General features: G+C 65.3%; 15 protein-coding genes. 6 read left to right on the forward strand and 9 right to left on the reverse strand.

What is annotated here, in order from left to right:
• Positions 1-39: 39 nt before the first annotated feature.
• From L2Y97_RS16405 to L2Y97_RS16415, 3 genes are all read right to left on the reverse strand, one after another.
• On the reverse strand, positions 40-1,041 hold the full coding sequence (locus tag L2Y97_RS16405; RefSeq protein ID WP_247428684.1) for a sensor histidine kinase: 1,002 nt from the start codon (positions 1,039-1,041) through the stop codon (positions 40-42).
• A gap of 27 nt (positions 1,042-1,068) precedes the next feature.
• Entirely contained in the window at positions 1,069-1,797 is a 729-nt protein-coding gene (locus L2Y97_RS16410; RefSeq protein WP_045831332.1) for a response regulator transcription factor, read from the reverse strand.
• 121 nt (positions 1,798-1,918) lie between these two features.
• Positions 1,919-2,533, reverse strand: a complete 615-nt coding sequence (locus tag L2Y97_RS16415) for an arylesterase (protein WP_283248283.1) — start codon at positions 2,531-2,533, stop codon at positions 1,919-1,921.
• On the opposite strand from L2Y97_RS16415, the gene L2Y97_RS16420 reads away from it, so the two are divergent.
• Together L2Y97_RS16420 and L2Y97_RS16425 are read left to right on the forward strand one after the other, a co-directional pair.
• On the forward strand, positions 2,532-3,218 hold the full coding sequence (locus L2Y97_RS16420) for an ABC transporter ATP-binding protein (RefSeq protein WP_247428686.1): 687 nt from the start codon (positions 2,532-2,534) through the stop codon (positions 3,216-3,218). The genes L2Y97_RS16415 and L2Y97_RS16420 overlap by 2 nt on opposite strands.
• Positions 3,215-5,698: an ABC transporter permease gene (locus L2Y97_RS16425; RefSeq protein WP_247428688.1), complete on the forward strand. Its 2,484-nt coding sequence runs from the start codon at positions 3,215-3,217 to the stop codon at positions 5,696-5,698. Before L2Y97_RS16420 ends, L2Y97_RS16425 begins: the two co-directional genes overlap by 4 nt.
• Before the next feature lie 45 nt (positions 5,699-5,743).
• On the opposite strand, the gene rimI is transcribed toward L2Y97_RS16425, so the two are convergent.
• The 3 genes from rimI to pssA are packed head-to-tail and all read right to left on the reverse strand — an operon-like array spanning position 5,744 to position 7,488.
• A complete protein-coding gene (gene rimI, locus L2Y97_RS16430) occupies positions 5,744-6,217 on the reverse strand; it encodes a ribosomal protein S18-alanine N-acetyltransferase (RefSeq protein WP_247428690.1) in 474 nt (157 codons plus the stop codon).
• A 5-nt stretch (positions 6,218-6,222) separates the two neighbouring features.
• Positions 6,223-6,699 (reverse strand): hypothetical protein, encoded by a 477-nt coding sequence (locus L2Y97_RS16435; protein WP_247428692.1) that lies wholly within the window; start codon positions 6,697-6,699, stop codon positions 6,223-6,225.
• A gap of 3 nt (positions 6,700-6,702) precedes the next feature.
• Complete coding sequence (gene pssA, locus L2Y97_RS16440; RefSeq protein ID WP_247428693.1) at positions 6,703-7,488, reverse strand: CDP-diacylglycerol--serine O-phosphatidyltransferase; 786 nt, start codon at positions 7,486-7,488, stop codon at positions 6,703-6,705.
• A 155-nt stretch (positions 7,489-7,643) separates the two neighbouring features.
• On the opposite strand from pssA, the gene L2Y97_RS16445 reads away from it, so the two are divergent.
• The 4 genes from L2Y97_RS16445 to L2Y97_RS16460 all read left to right on the forward strand — a co-directional run bounded on the left by L2Y97_RS16445 (position 7,644) and on the right by L2Y97_RS16460 (position 10,911).
• On the forward strand, positions 7,644-8,066 hold the full coding sequence (locus L2Y97_RS16445) for a DUF4124 domain-containing protein (protein WP_247428695.1): 423 nt from the start codon (positions 7,644-7,646) through the stop codon (positions 8,064-8,066).
• A 39-nt stretch (positions 8,067-8,105) separates the two neighbouring features.
• On the forward strand, positions 8,106-9,806 hold the full coding sequence (locus L2Y97_RS16450; protein ID WP_247428697.1) for a proline--tRNA ligase: 1,701 nt from the start codon (positions 8,106-8,108) through the stop codon (positions 9,804-9,806).
• Between the two features lie 308 nt (positions 9,807-10,114).
• Entirely contained in the window at positions 10,115-10,438 is a 324-nt protein-coding gene (locus L2Y97_RS16455; protein ID WP_247428699.1) for an H-NS histone family protein, read from the forward strand.
• A gap of 92 nt (positions 10,439-10,530) precedes the next feature.
• Positions 10,531-10,911 carry a tautomerase family protein gene (locus L2Y97_RS16460; RefSeq protein WP_247428702.1) on the forward strand — a complete coding sequence of 127 codons (381 nt, stop codon included), beginning with the start codon at positions 10,531-10,533 and terminating at the stop codon, positions 10,909-10,911.
• A 12-nt stretch (positions 10,912-10,923) separates the two neighbouring features.
• Here the strand turns inward: L2Y97_RS16460 and L2Y97_RS16465 are convergent, their stop codons facing one another.
• The 3 genes from L2Y97_RS16465 to L2Y97_RS16475 are packed head-to-tail and all read right to left on the reverse strand — an operon-like array spanning position 10,924 to position 13,623.
• Entirely contained in the window at positions 10,924-12,207 is a 1,284-nt protein-coding gene (locus L2Y97_RS16465) for a threonine/serine exporter family protein (protein WP_247428705.1), read from the reverse strand.
• Entirely contained in the window at positions 12,200-12,637 is a 438-nt protein-coding gene (locus tag L2Y97_RS16470) for an NfeD family protein (RefSeq protein WP_247428708.1), read from the reverse strand. The genes L2Y97_RS16465 and L2Y97_RS16470 overlap by 8 nt, the downstream gene beginning before the upstream one ends.
• A gap of 20 nt (positions 12,638-12,657) precedes the next feature.
• Positions 12,658-13,623, reverse strand: coding sequence for an SPFH domain-containing protein (locus tag L2Y97_RS16475; RefSeq protein WP_247428711.1), 966 nt, complete (start codon positions 13,621-13,623; stop codon positions 12,658-12,660).
• Positions 13,624-13,650 lie beyond the last annotated feature (27 nt).

Consider the following 13,650-nt stretch of genomic DNA (forward strand, 5'->3'; position numbering starts at 1 on the left):
GCTGCTTCACCGATGCCCCAACTCCTACATTTCGAAGGTTTAAGCCTCGATGGGCTGCGGATTTGGGAAGCGAACGCTGGCGACGCGCGAGGCGCCTGGCAGGGCGCGCAACTCCAGCGGCCACTGGAACCTGTCCGACAGACGTCGTGCAATGGCGAGATCAAAGCCATGCCTGTCGACAGACGCATGCCTACGGGTCTCCGGGTCGGGCATGTCGACCGCCGGGTTGATGACGCTGACGCTACCGGGCATCACGGTGACCACGATGGTTCCCTGGTCGGTCTGCTGCAGTGCGTGGCGGATGAGCTGGCCACACAGCACGGCAAACACCCGTGGCGAGGCGTGCAACGCGAACGCCGCCGGCTCGTCGAGTATCAGCTCCACGGGCCTGCCCGCGATCAGTTCGCGCGCGTAGTCCACTTCCTGGCGCAGCACCTTGTTGACGATGAAATCTTCTTCGGCAAGGCCCTGGTCGGATTCACGCGACAAGATAAGGAAGGCTTCCACCAACGATTCGAGCTCACGCGTCGATCGGCGGATGCGTTCGAGCGATCGGTGACCAAACTCGGACAGATCCGTCTCGTCCGCCAGCATGTCGGAGGACATCTTGATGACGGTGAGCGGGCTACGCAGTTCATGGCTGGCATCGCGGGTGAAGTTGCGCTCGCGTTCGCCATAACCCTCGATGCGCGAAGCAAGCCCATGCAGGCCACGAACCAGCGACGCGACATCACCATCCTTGCCCTTGCCCTTACCCTCTTCCGCGGCCAGCCCTTCCATATCGGGGTGATCGGGATCCCACCCGTTGAGCAAGCGCGCGAGCGCGGCGATGGGCAGCCACGCCCGTGACACGGCCAGCCATGCCAATGCGCCCGAACAGAGCATGATCGCCAACGCCGCACCCAGGGGCGCGACGTTATAGGCGGCCATCAACGAAGCGATGACCACCACGAGCATCTGTAACCCGAAGACAATGGCGATGCGGGCGCGGAATGATCCGCGCCAGCCCCGCCCTGCCCCCTGCGATGTCCTGCCTTCCATCGATTACTTCCGGCCCCTCACCTTCCGTCAGGCCGTCTGGGAGGCGGCGACCTCGGAATCGAGGTCGGCAAGGCGATAGCCCGCCGAGTGGATGGTATGCAGCAGCGGGCGATCGAACGGCTTGTCGATCACGCGGCGCAGGTTGTAGAGGTGCGAACGCAGGGTGTCCGAATCGGGCAGCGTATCGCCCCAGATCTCGCGTTCAATATCGCGGCGGCTCACCACACGCGGCGATTCGCGCATGAGGATGGCCAGCAGCTTCAGGCCGATCGGAGAAACCGTAAGTTCCTGGCCACCACGGGTGAGGCGAAGCGTCGCCGTATCCAGGGTCATGTCGCCCACCGTGAGCACCTCAGACGACACCTGGCGGCGATCGCGACGGATCAGGGCGCGCAGGCGAGCCTCGAGCTCGCGTACTTCGAACGGCTTGACGAGGTAATCGTCGGCGCCTGCTTCCAGGCCCACCAGCTTGTCTTCCAGGGTATCGCGTGCCGTGAGCATGAGTACCGGGGTGGACTTCTTCCCGTCCTTGCGCAGCTTGCGGCACACATCCAGGCCGTCCATGCCCGGGAGCATCAGGTCGAGCACGATCACGTCGTAACTATTGGAGACCGCAAGGTGCAGGCCACTGACGCCGTCGGCCGCGTAGTCGACGGAGTAGCCCCGGCGTTCAAGGAATTCGCCCACCATTTCGGCGATCTGACGGTTGTCCTCGACAAGGAGGATCAGGCCAGCTTGTTCGTCGCGGTTGCTCATCGCTCCACTCTCCTTTCGGTGATTCACAAATGTGAAGAGTTAACGGCCGGACCGGTGAGAACAGCGTGAAGACCGAAAACAAGCATTCATTCTGGGTAGGCGAACGTCGACGTTTCGTGGATTACATGAGCATCGGTGCAAGCGCTTTCCATACATTGTCAGCCACGCGCGGCTCACCCTTCTCCGTGGGGTGCAGGCCATCGTCCTGCATGAGCGCCGGGTCCAGCGCCACGCCATCGAGCAGGAACGGCACCAGGGCGGCGCCATGCTTCGCTGCGGCATCCGTGTAGACCTTGCGCAGCCCGTCGCGATATTGCGGGCCGTAGTTCACCGGCAGTTCGATCCCGAGCAGCAAAACCTTGGCTCCCGCACCCCTGGCGGCGGTGATCATCGCATCCAGGTTCTCGGCCAGCTTGCCCAGCGGCAGCCCCTGCAGGCCATCGTTCGCGCCCAGTTCGATCACCACCACGCCCGGCTTCTCCCGGCTCAATAACCCTGGCAGGCGGTTACGGCCACTCAGCGAGGTTTCCCCACTGATACTGGCATTGACCATTGTCCACGGCGTCGCCATGTTCGAAGTGCGCGCGTCCAGCAAACGCACCCAGCCGGCTTCCACCGGTATGTTGTGCGCCGCCGATAACGAGTCCCCGAGCACCAGCACCTTCCGCGGCGCGCCCGCCGCGTGGGCCACGGCGCAGCAAACCATAAGCAACAACAGGACAAGGCTACGACGCATGAGCGATTCTTCCCGGGTTCTTCTAGAAGTGGCCGATGTTAGCAAGTCGGTTTTCGGCCCGGAGGGTCAGCTGGACATTCTCTCCGGCGTAAACCTGGCGGTGGCCGCTGGCGAAAGTTTCGCCATCGTCGGGGCCTCCGGCTCGGGCAAGACCACCCTGCTGGGCCTGCTGGCGGGCCTGGATGTCCCTACGGCGGGCACTATCCGCCTGGATGGCCAGGCGCTGGATCGCATGGATGAAGAAGCCCGTGCCGCCGTCCGCCGTCGCCTGGTCGGCTTCGTTTTCCAGTCGTTCCACCTGCTTCCCGCCCTCACCGCGGAAGAGAACGTCATGCTGCCGCTGGAACTGGAGGGGGACGACAACGCCCGAGACCGCGCGCATGGCGCGCTCGATGCCGTGGGCCTGGCAGCGCGCCGGCGCCATTACCCGGCCCAGCTTTCCGGCGGCGAACAGCAGCGCGTCGCACTGGCCCGTGCCTTCGTTCACCGCCCGCGTATCCTTTTCGCCGATGAGCCCACCGGTAACCTCGACCAGCACACCGGCGAGCACGTCGGCGATCTGCTGTTCGACATGAACCAGCAGCACCAGACCACGCTTATCCTGGTGACCCACGACCCACGCCTGGCCGCGCGCTGTGCCCGGCAGGCCGAACTGCGCGAAGGGCGTCTTGGGGTGCCCGCATGAACGTGACCCGGCTTGCCCTGCGCACGCTGCGTCGTGAATGGCACCTGGTGGAGTTGCGCACACTGGCGGCATCGCTGGTGTTGGCCGTCGTCGCGCTCGGTGTGGTGGCCACCCTCTCCACCCGCATCGAACGCGGCATCCTGGCCAGTGCCGCCGAGCTGATCGGCGGCGATGTTGGCGTATCCGCGCCCGCACCGTTGCCCGATGCCATGGCGGCATCCGCGCGTGCCGATGGGTTGGCGATGACGCGCGGCGCCCAATTCCGCAGCGTCGCCTTCGTCGGCGAGCACAGCCAGCTGCTCGATGTGCTCGCCAGCGATGCAGCCTACCCGTTGCGTGGCACGCTGGAAGTGAGCGGCGCGGATGGCCGCACCCATGTGGCGCACGGCCCGGCGCGTGGCGAGGTGTATCTCGACCACCGCGCCATGGTGAGCCTGGGTATTACGCCAGGACAGCGCGTACAGATTGGCGGTCAGGACCTGGTCGCTTCCGCGGAGCTGGTGCGCCAGCCCGATGGCGGCGAACTGTTCGCCCTCGCACCGCGTGCTGTCATGAACCTCGATGATGCCAATGCGGCTGGCCTGCTCGGCGTAGGCAGCCGCGCACGTCATCGCCTGCTCGTGTCGGGCACCCCTGCCGCCGTGGCGCGCTGGCGCACGAACGTCGAAGAAGGCGCGCTGCCCGCCGGTGCCGATCTGATTACACCCGAGAAGATGCAGGAGCGCATGCGCAGCGCATTTGATCGCGCGAGCGCGTTCCTGCGCCTTACTGCCCTGCTTTCAGCACTGCTCTCAGGCGTGGCGATCGCGCTGGCATCGGCGCGCTATGCGCGGCGCAAATCGGGCGAAGTAGCGCTACTCCGCGCCCTGGGCACGCCCCGGCGCAAGGTGGCATCGCTGCTGGTGATGACGCTTGCGGCCCTAGCGCTGCCTGCCGCCACGCTAGGCGTAGTAATCGCACTGGGTCTTACCGAAGGCGCGTGGTATTTCGCGCGCCAGTTGTTCGACAACATCCCCACGACATTGCCTCTGGGCCCTGCCTTTGCCGCGGCGGCCATGGGCCTTGCCGTGCTGGCCGGCTTCGCCCTGCCCCCGTTGGTGCGGCTGGCCGAAGTACCGCCGGTGGCGGTGTTCCGCGAATCCATGCAGCGCCGCCTGCGCCGGTTCGATGTGCTCTACCTCGTACCGCTGGCCACCGCGATCGGGTTGCTCTGGCTGCAAAGTGATTCCGCGAAACTTGCGGGGATCCTTGCGGCCAGCCTGGGCGGCGTCGCCGCCGTCGCCGCGCTGCTGGCGGCGTTGCTGCTCGTCGTCGCCCGCCGCGTCGCGCCGGGCGCCCATCCTGCGCTGCGCCTGGGCCTCGCCGCCCTCGCGCGCCGTCGCGGCCTGTCGCTGGTCCAGGCCACCGCCCTGTCGCTCGGCTTGTGCGCGCTGCTACTGCTTGCCGTCATCGCGCCCTCGCTGCTGGAAGGCTGGCGCCGTGAGTTGCCTGCCGATACACCGAACTGGTTTGTATTGAACCTGCAGGACGACCAGCGCGATGCGTTTGCCCAGCAGCTACAGCACATCGGTGCAACGAAAACGAACATGATGCCGCTGGCCGTGGGCAAGCTCACCGCGATCAACGGCACGCCGGTGGACAAGCTGCCCTTCCTGGAAAACGACGAGGCGCGTGATGCTGCCGACCGCCAGTTGCGCCTTTCGTGGTCGGCCGATCTCCCACCGTCCAATGACGTGGTCGCCGGCACCTGGCCTGGCGCGTCCCCCGCCCAGGCCGAGGTATCCGTGGATACCTCGTGGCGCGATCGTTTCCACCTGAAGCTCGGCGACACGCTTCGCTTCGAAGTGGGTGAAGGCACGCTCGATGCGAAGCTCACCAGCGTGCGCAAGGTGGACTGGACCTCATTCAGGGTGAACTTCTTCCTGATGATCGACCCCGCGCATGCCGGGGCTATTCCGCATACGTGGCTCACCAGCTTCTACCTGCCGCGCGGCCACGGCGATGACCTGTCGAAGCTGTCGCGGGACTACGGCAACCTCAGCCTGATCGACGTGGATGCGCTGCTCGATCGCGTTCGCGAGATCGTCGATCGCGTGGGCGGTGCCGTGCGCTGGGTGCTCGGTTTCAGCCTGCTCGCCGGTGCGCTGGTGCTCACTGCCGCCCTGGCCGCAAGCGCGCAGGAGCGCCGAAAAGAAGCGGCGCTCCTGCGCACACTGGGTGCCACACGGGCACAGCTACGTGCCGCCGCGGCCTGCGAGTTTGCACTCCTGGGCCTGGTAGCGGGGCTTACGGCCGGGCTAGGCGCCGCGGGCGCCGGATTCTGGCTCGGGAAGGCGGTGTTCCGCCTGCAGGACTTCGTACCACCGTTGTGGCCACTGTTCTGTGCCGCGGCCATCGCTGCGTTCGTGGTGATGTTGATCGGCTTGTTTGGTACCCGCCGCGTGTTGCGGACGTCGCCGATGGCGTTGCTGCGGGAATGAGATAAGAGCCATCGCGCGCAAGCGCGCTCCGGGCCGCGTCACCACTCAATCAGCGATGTGCATCTCAAGCGCCATCACGATGGCCTCTTCCCTGCCGTTCTTCGCCGGGTAGTAGGCCGGCCGCCGGCCAATCTCGGTGAAGCCCATGGACTCATACAGCGTGTGCGCCACCGGATTCGAGGGGCGCACTTCAAGAAAGATGCGCTCGGCGCCATACCAGCGGGCAAGATCCACCAGGCGGCGCATCATGCGCCGGCCATAACCCAGGCCACGATGCGCATCGCCAATGCAGACGTTAAGTACGTGCGCTTCGCCCGCGGCGACGGAAAGGATGCCGTAGCCTGCGATCTCGCCCTCGTGGACGATCACCCAGCAGTTATGCCCGGCCTGCAGGCAATCACGGAAGATGCCTGCGCTCCAGGGGAATTCGTACGACGCGTGCTCGATCGCCACGACCGCATCGAGATCCTCGCGGCGCATGGCGCGAACTTCGGTCGAAGGGCGAGCGACGGCAACCATGGCGTTTAGCCCCTGCCTAGTGACCGGCCGAGGGCACGCAGCCCGTTCCACAGGCGCCGCTTGGCGGCGGCATCGGCCACGAGGGCCGCGGGCGGATCCACCAGCACGATCTGTGCGGCACTCATGACCGCGGCAGGTAATTCATGGCCGAGTGCACGGGCCTGCGCTTCCCCGAATACGAGGTAGTGCGCGGCGACCGGCACGTGACCGAGGCCGCGCTCGCCGGCTTCAAGGCGTGCGGCACGGCCCATGACGGGCCCAAAGGCGCGCAACGCCCTTCCCACCAGATCCAGCTCCCGCTCGCTGGCACCCGCTGGCAGGACGACGACGCAGGGCACCCGGTCACCCTGCCCGCCCTCGTTAACCGCGTGGTGCCGATCCCCCGCGACAGCCGCGCCTGCGCCTACGTCACGCAAGCGCCACGGGGTAACCCCCATGACCTTGAGCAGGCGTTCGCGACGCGCGGGCGAGACGGCAGCCACGGCTTATTCAGCCGGCCGGGTGTGGCGGCGCACGCGGCGCCGGTGGGCCGCACGACCCCAAAGCGTCATGACCGGTCCGGAGATGGTGTAGATGACCGTACCCGCGAACAGCACGCGCGCCGGGTCGATAAACAACAGCACGACAATGAGCACGGCGGCAATCAGCCAGATGAAGGGCACACGATCACCCTTCGGCCACGCCTTGAAACTGTAATAGCGGACATTGCTGACCATGAGCAGGCCCGCGATCACCGCCAACGGCAGGGTGAAGAACGCCACCTCCGCACCGGTGATATCGAACTTGGTCATGGTCCACACGAACGACATGCACAGTGCCGCCGCCGCGGGGCTGGCGAGCCCCTGGAAGTAGCGCTTGTCGGCCACTCCCACCTGGGTATTGAAGCGCGCGAGGCGCAACGCGGCGCAGACGGCGTAGATGAACGCCGCGGCCCAGCCGATCTTGCCCCAGGTGCGGCCATAGTCGGCAAGCGACGACAACGACCACGTGTACATGACCAGCGACGGCGCCAGGCCGAAGCTGACCAGATCCGAAAGCGAATCGAACTGGACGCCGAACTCGCTCTGCGTGTTGGTCAGGCGGGCGACGCGGCCGTCCATGCCATCCAGGATGCCGGCGACGAACACCGCGAGGGCGGCGGTGCCGAAATTCCCATGGAAAGCGGAGACGATCGCGTAGAACCCGGCGAACATGGCGCCGGTGGTGAACAGGTTCGGCAGGAGGTAGATACCGCGATGGCGGGGCCCCCGGGCTTGGATCGGATCGCTCATCGGCTCAGTCGTCACTTGGGCCCCCAGTTTAGCCCACCCGCTGTAAACCGTCAGTTGGCGCGTTCCCGGCACAAAGCGCGACACAGTCGCTTGCGTGGCCCGAAAGCGGGTGTTAGATGTGTCGCCCACATTCATCCAAGCCCGGGTACCGCCGCATGCGCCGCTGCATCGCCATTCTCCTGCTCGCCGCCGTCTGTCCCCTGGCCTTCGCCCAGGCCTACAAATGGAAGGACGCCCAGGGCGTTACCCATTACTCCGATTCACCGCCCCCGACCAACTCGGCCAAGGTCGAGAAGATCCAGATGAAGGGCGGCGTGAACGCCCCCTCCCCGGCGCAGTCCGCCCCGGCCAAATCCAGCACGGCCGGCAGCCCGCCGCCGGGCACCCCCGTGGCGGACAACCCGGCGAACCGGGCCAAGCTCTGCGACTCCCTGCGCAAGAACATGGACGTGCTGCAGAAGGAAGCCGTCGTGAGCATGGACGATGGCAAGGGGGGCACGAAGCAGCTCGATGCCGCCGGCCGCCAGCGCCAGGTGGAAACCACCCAGGCCCAGATGACCCTCTACTGCAAGTCATAACCCCTTATAATTCCGCTTTTCCCCGACGATATCCGCCCGATGCGCCTCAGCCAGTACCACCTCGCCACCGTCAAGGAAGTTCCCGCCGATGCGGATATCGCCAGCCAGCAGCTCATGCTGCGTGCCGGCATGATCCGCAAGCTGGCCTCGGGCCTCTACACGTGGTCGCCGTTGGGCCTGCGCGTGCTGCGCAAGGTGGAAGCCGTGGTCCGCGAGGAAATGGTACGCGCCGGCGCCATCGAGCTACTGATGCCTTCGGTGCAGCCGCGCGATCTGTGGGAAGAAACCGGCCGCTGGGAGAAGTTCGGCGGCCAGCTCCTGAAGATGAAGGATCGCAAGGAGCAGGAATTCTGCTACGGCCCGACGCACGAGGAGGTCATCACCGACTTCGCGCGTAACGAGCTGAAGAGCTACAAGCAGCTGCCGCTCAACTTCTTCCAGATCCAGACCAAGTTCCGCGACGAGATCCGCCCGCGCTTTGGCGTGATGCGTGCGCGCGAATTCCTGATGAAGGATGCCTACTCGTTCCACCTCACCCCGGAATCGCTCGGCGAAACCTACAAGGTGATGTACGACGCGTATTCGCGCATCTTCACCCGCCTGGGCCTGGAGTTCCGCGCCGTGGATGCCGATACCGGCGCCATTGGCGGCAGCGCCAGCCACGAGTTCCAGGTGCTGGCCGATTCGGGCGAAGACCACATCGCGTTCTCGGATGCGTCGCCCTACGCGGCCAACATTGAAAAGGCCGAAGCCCTGGCGCCGGCCGGCGAGCGCCCTGCCCCGTCGGCGGAGCTCACGCGTGTCGATACCCCCACCCAGCGCACCATCGACGAGGTGAGCGCGTTCCTGGGCGTGCCGGCCACGCAGACGGTGAAGACGATCCTGGTCCGCGGCATCGAGGGCCTGGTGGCCCTGTGCCTGCGTGGCGATCACGAAATCAACGAAGTGAAGGTATCGCACCTGGCAGAGCTGGGTGACGAGCCCGAACTGGCCAGCGAAGAAGAAATCCTCGCCGCCACCGGCACGCGCCCCGGCTTCATTGGCCCGGTGGGCCTGCCCGATAACATCCCGGTCATCGTGGATCGCAGCGCCGCACTGCTCGCGGATTTCGTTTGCGGCGGCAACCAGGATGGCACGCACTACACGGGTGCCAACTGGGTGCGCGATGCGCGCATCACCAGCGTGGAGGATATCCGCAAGGTGGTCGATGGCGATGCCTCGCCGGATGGCAAGGGCACGCTGCGTCTCGCCCGTGGTATCGAGGTAGGCCACATTTTCCAGCTGGGCCAGAAGTACGCGGAGGCCATGGGCGCCAGCGTGCTGGATAGCAACGGCAAGATGAGCACGATGTTCATGGGCTGCTACGGCGTGGGCGTGAGCCGCATCGTGGCCGCCGCGATCGAGCAGCGCCACGATGAGAACGGCATGATCTGGACCGATGCGATGGCCCCGTGGCGCGTGGCGGTGTGCGTCATCAACCCGAAGAACGACGCGGCAGTGGCGGAAGCGGCCGAGTCGCTGTACCGCGAGCTGTCGGAAGCCGGCATCGATACGGTGCTGGATGACCGCGGCCTGCGCCCGGGTTCGATGTTTGCGGATATCGAGCTGATTGGCATCCCGCACCGCGTGGTGGTGAGCGGCCGTGGCCTGGAGGCGGGTACGTTCGAGTACCGCGCCCGTACGGATGCGGAGGCGCGCAACGTGACCCGCGAGGAATTGCTGGCCGTTCTGAACGGCTGAGCTAGTCCTCCGCACGAAACAGAAAAGGCCGCGAGCGATCGCGGCCTTTTCTTTTCGCCCTGCCCTGCAAAGCGGGGGGCCATCCCTATCGAGAGCGCCTCGATACACGTTCCGAAGGCGTGATTCTCACCCGGCTTTGGGAAAATACTCACTATTAATGACAGTGATTACCCCATTGGCTTGTAGGGTTTTTCTGATATTAGGAAAAAGATAATCAAACGGCTCCCATAATCCATTTCATTGCGCCACAATGCCATGCAATGGCCATTACCTAATGGCCCGTCGATACCACCACTCGGGAGGATGCCATGGCCGTCGATATCAAAAACCTTAGCCAGACCCAGCTTGCGGACCTGATTGCCAAGGCGCAATCGCGCCAGAACGAGCTGCAGAAGGAAAAAGTCACGCGGCTGCGCGAGAAAGTCTTTGCACTCATCAAGGAAGAAGGCCTCACCTTCGATGACGTCTTTGGTAAAGCCGCCCCGAAATCCAGGCGCGCCGGTGCTACGGTCGCCGCCAAATACCGCAACCCGTCCGATCCCGAACAGACCTGGTCCGGCCGCGGCAAGCGCCCGCGCTGGTTTAACGATGCGCTAAAGGCCGGCACGAAAGAAAAAGACATGCTGGCCTGAAGAACGCAGGCAGTTCACAAATAAGGCCCCACCCTGCGGGGCCTTAATGTGTGCCGTATCATGGGTGGTATCCCAACTCGCTGGATACCACCATGCCTCTCGTCCGTATCGATGTACGCCGTGGCAAGGATGCCGCCTACCGCACCGCACTGGGCCACGCCGTCCATGATGCCCTGGTCGCCATCGGCGCCCCCCACGATGACCGCTTCCAGGTCATCGCCGAGCACGATCCCGAAGGCCTGGTCTACGACCCCCAATACCTCGGCATCCAGCGCACCGACGATGTCGTGTTCATCCAGATCACCTTCAACGACACGCGCACGCTCGAGCAGAAGAAGCAGCTGTACAAGGCCATCACCGAAAACCTTGGCAAGGCGCCGGGCGTGAAGCCGGGTGACGTGTTCATCAACCTTGTTGAGGTAAAGAAGGAAAACTGGTCGTTTGGCAATGGAGTGGCGCAGTACGCGCCATGAGCTGGCGCGCCCCTAAAGAGAGCGGCGCGGGGCCACGATCAGGTCGCCGAAGAGCAGGCCGGCTACGAGCGATACCAGCAGGGTAACGCCCAGCAGGCCCGTATCCATGCCGAGCGACGTATCGTGATCCAGAAGGTACGACACGCTGCGGAAGCTCACCGAGCCCGGCACCAGCAGGATGATGCCGGGTTCGCGCACGACCGCGCCCGGCTGTTGCGCATAGCGGGCATAGACATTGCTGAGCGAGCCAAGCAGCACGCCACCGATGAACACGCCGAACGGCGCGCCGGGAATCGAGCCGGAGATCTGGCCGCCCCAACGCGTGGCGAGGTATCCAAGCACCACGGACCCCATGACCACCAGCCAGTCGCGCCGGGCGGCACGGAACAGGATGGCGAACGAAAATGCGCCCAGGACCAGCGATGGCCAATCCGCCCACGAGGGTAGCGGCGGCAACGCGTAGTCGTGCGGCACGATACCCAGCGCTTCGCAAAGCTGGGTCGCGGCCACCGTACCGAAGGTGAGCTTGAGCAAGGTCGCCACCGCACCGCCCATGCGCGCGACGCCGGCCACCAGGTGCTGGCTGGAGATCTCGCGGACGGCAGTGGTCAGTGCCATGCCCGGCAGCAACACGATAAGGCTGCCGAGGATGACCGACTTCAGCGCCAGCGGCACGACATAGGCCGCGACCACCGTGGCGATGATGGTGGCGACCATCGCGCTGATGGCTTCGCTGGCAGCGGCAAGACGCGGGCGGCTGCCGGATGCCACGGTGATGCAGCCAATGATCACGCCGATGATCCCCGCGGTGATCAGATCGGGCCAGGCGCTGTGCAGGAGGAGCGCCACGACACTGGCGGCGCAGAGACCGTAGCTGGCGATCACGCCCAGTTCCGCCCGGAACGTTTCCGGCGCCCCCAGCTTGCGCAGGAGGTGGAAGCCTTCGCGCAGGTCCATCTGGCCGTCGATCACTGCATCCGCGATACGGTCGGCCTCCACGAGGCGTGCGAGGTTCACGTCTCCCGGTGGCAAGCGCATCACCTGGGTGACCTGGGCCACGCTCTCTTCGCCCTGGCCCAGGTCGGCAAACGAGACGATGATCGCCGTGGGGCTGGACCACACCTCCGCCGAAAGGCCCACCCGCTGCGCCGATTTGGCGATGGCGGTTTCCAGTCGGGGTGCCGTCGTACCGTACTGGTGCAGGCGTCGCGCCAGCTCGGTCAGGAAGGCGATACGGGTATTGATCGCCGTGGTGGCGAAGCTTACCGGTACCGTCAGCGGTACAACCTCAGCCAACGTCCACCGCCTTCACGCGCAGGGTGGTGCCATCGATGCCCGTCACTTCCACGGTGGCGCCTACCGGCAGGTCGGGGCCGTTCACCAGCCACATGCCATCGCCCACGCGCGCCTTGCCCCGGCCATTGATAATGGCGTCGCACAGCGTGAAGCGCTGGCCGATAAGCTGCTCGCCGCGGCGGTTAAGGCGCTCGTTTCCCGAGGGCACGCGTGCGATGCGGGGCCGCACGAACTTCCAGTAGGCAAAGCACGAAACAAACGTGAACAGGGCGAACAGCACGGCCTGAGCGAGCGGCCCGAGATCGGGCACCGCAAACAGCACGATACCCATGGCTGCCGCGGCGATGCCGATCCACAGCATGAAGTAACCGGGCATGATCACTTCGCCGCCGATCAGCAGCAGCGCCACGATCCACCAGATGTAATGCATGGCGACCTCCCCCATGGTGATCAGCGTGCCAGCGGCGGCGTGCGCGGCGGCTGCGGGGCCGGCTGCACCTGCGCGCGCTGGCTGGTGAGCGAGTCCTTCGCCAGTTCGGCGATGCCCGCCAGCGAGCCAAGGATACCCACCGATTCCATCGGCAGCAGCAAGGTCTTCTGGTTCGGGCTCTTGGCCATTTCCACCAGCGAATCCACGTATTTGGTGGCGATGAAGTAGTTCAGCGCATTCACATCGCCGCCGGCGATGGCCTGCGAGACCATGGTCGTGGCCTTGGCTTCCGCCTCGGCCAGGCGCTCGCGGGCTTCGGCCTCGCGGAACGCGGCTTCCTTCTTACCCTCGGCTTCGAGGATGGCTGATTGCTTTTCACCATCGGCCTTGAGGATGGCGGCCTGGCGGAAGCCCTCGGCATCGAGGATGTTCGCGCGCTTCTCACGCTCGGCCTTCATCTGCCGCGCCATCGCATCGACCAGGTCGCGCGGCGGCGAAATATCCTTGATTTCGATACGGGTGACCTTGACGCCCCACGGGTGCGTGGCTTCATCGATCACCGTAAGCAGCTTGGCGTTGATGGCATCGCGCTGGCTCAGGCTTTCGTCCAGGTCCATGGAGCCCAGCACGGTACGGATGTTGGTCATGATCAGCGCGAGGGCGGCAGCTTCGAGGTTGGCCACCTCGTAGGCGGCCTTGGCCGCATCCAGCACCTGGTAGAACACCACGCCATCCACGCGGACCACGGCGTTGTCCTTGGTGATGACATCCTGTGAGGGGACATCGAGCACCTGCTCCATCATGTTCATCTTGCGGCCGATGTTGTAGACGAACGGGATAAGGAAATGCAGGCCGGGCGTCAGCGTGCCCGTGTATTTGCCGAACATCTCCACGGTCCATTCGTAGCCCTGCGGCACGATGCGAATAAGCTTGGCCAGGACGATGACCGCGACCACGATCACGACCAGTGCGACGATGCTTCCCATGGTGCCCTACTCCCTTCGGCGTTGATT

It is taken from the genome of Luteibacter aegosomatissinici, from assembly GCF_023078495.1.
Lineage (GTDB): Bacteria > Pseudomonadota > Gammaproteobacteria > Xanthomonadales > Rhodanobacteraceae > Luteibacter > Luteibacter aegosomatissinici.

What these genes read in the sequence shown, in the direction of transcription:
- L2Y97_RS16425 (WP_247428688.1), top strand. Translation starts at nt 3,215, where the DNA reads ATGAACGTGACCCGGCTTGCCCTGCGCACGCTGCGTCGTGAATGGCAC.
- L2Y97_RS16410 (WP_045831332.1), bottom strand. Translation starts at nt 1,797, where the DNA reads ATGAGCAACCGCGACGAACAAGCTGGCCTGATCCTCCTTGTCGAGGAC.
- L2Y97_RS16475 (WP_247428711.1), bottom strand. Translation starts at nt 13,623, where the DNA reads ATGGGAAGCATCGTCGCACTGGTCGTGATCGTGGTCGCGGTCATCGTC.
- L2Y97_RS16445 (WP_247428695.1), top strand. Translation starts at nt 7,644, where the DNA reads ATGCGCCGCTGCATCGCCATTCTCCTGCTCGCCGCCGTCTGTCCCCTG.
- L2Y97_RS16460 (WP_247428702.1), top strand. Translation starts at nt 10,531, where the DNA reads ATGCCTCTCGTCCGTATCGATGTACGCCGTGGCAAGGATGCCGCCTAC.
- L2Y97_RS16455 (WP_247428699.1), top strand. Translation starts at nt 10,115, where the DNA reads ATGGCCGTCGATATCAAAAACCTTAGCCAGACCCAGCTTGCGGACCTG.
- rimI (WP_247428690.1), bottom strand. Translation starts at nt 6,217, where the DNA reads ATGGTTGCCGTCGCTCGCCCTTCGACCGAAGTTCGCGCCATGCGCCGC.
- L2Y97_RS16450 (WP_247428697.1), top strand. Translation starts at nt 8,106, where the DNA reads ATGCGCCTCAGCCAGTACCACCTCGCCACCGTCAAGGAAGTTCCCGCC.
- pssA (WP_247428693.1), bottom strand. Translation starts at nt 7,488, where the DNA reads ATGAGCGATCCGATCCAAGCCCGGGGGCCCCGCCATCGCGGTATCTAC.
- L2Y97_RS16420 (WP_247428686.1), top strand. Translation starts at nt 2,532, where the DNA reads ATGAGCGATTCTTCCCGGGTTCTTCTAGAAGTGGCCGATGTTAGCAAG.
- L2Y97_RS16405 (WP_247428684.1), bottom strand. Translation starts at nt 1,041, where the DNA reads ATGGAAGGCAGGACATCGCAGGGGGCAGGGCGGGGCTGGCGCGGATCA.
- L2Y97_RS16415 (WP_283248283.1), bottom strand. Translation starts at nt 2,533, where the DNA reads ATGCGTCGTAGCCTTGTCCTGTTGTTGCTTATGGTTTGCTGCGCCGTG.
- L2Y97_RS16470 (WP_247428708.1), bottom strand. Translation starts at nt 12,637, where the DNA reads ATGCATTACATCTGGTGGATCGTGGCGCTGCTGCTGATCGGCGGCGAA.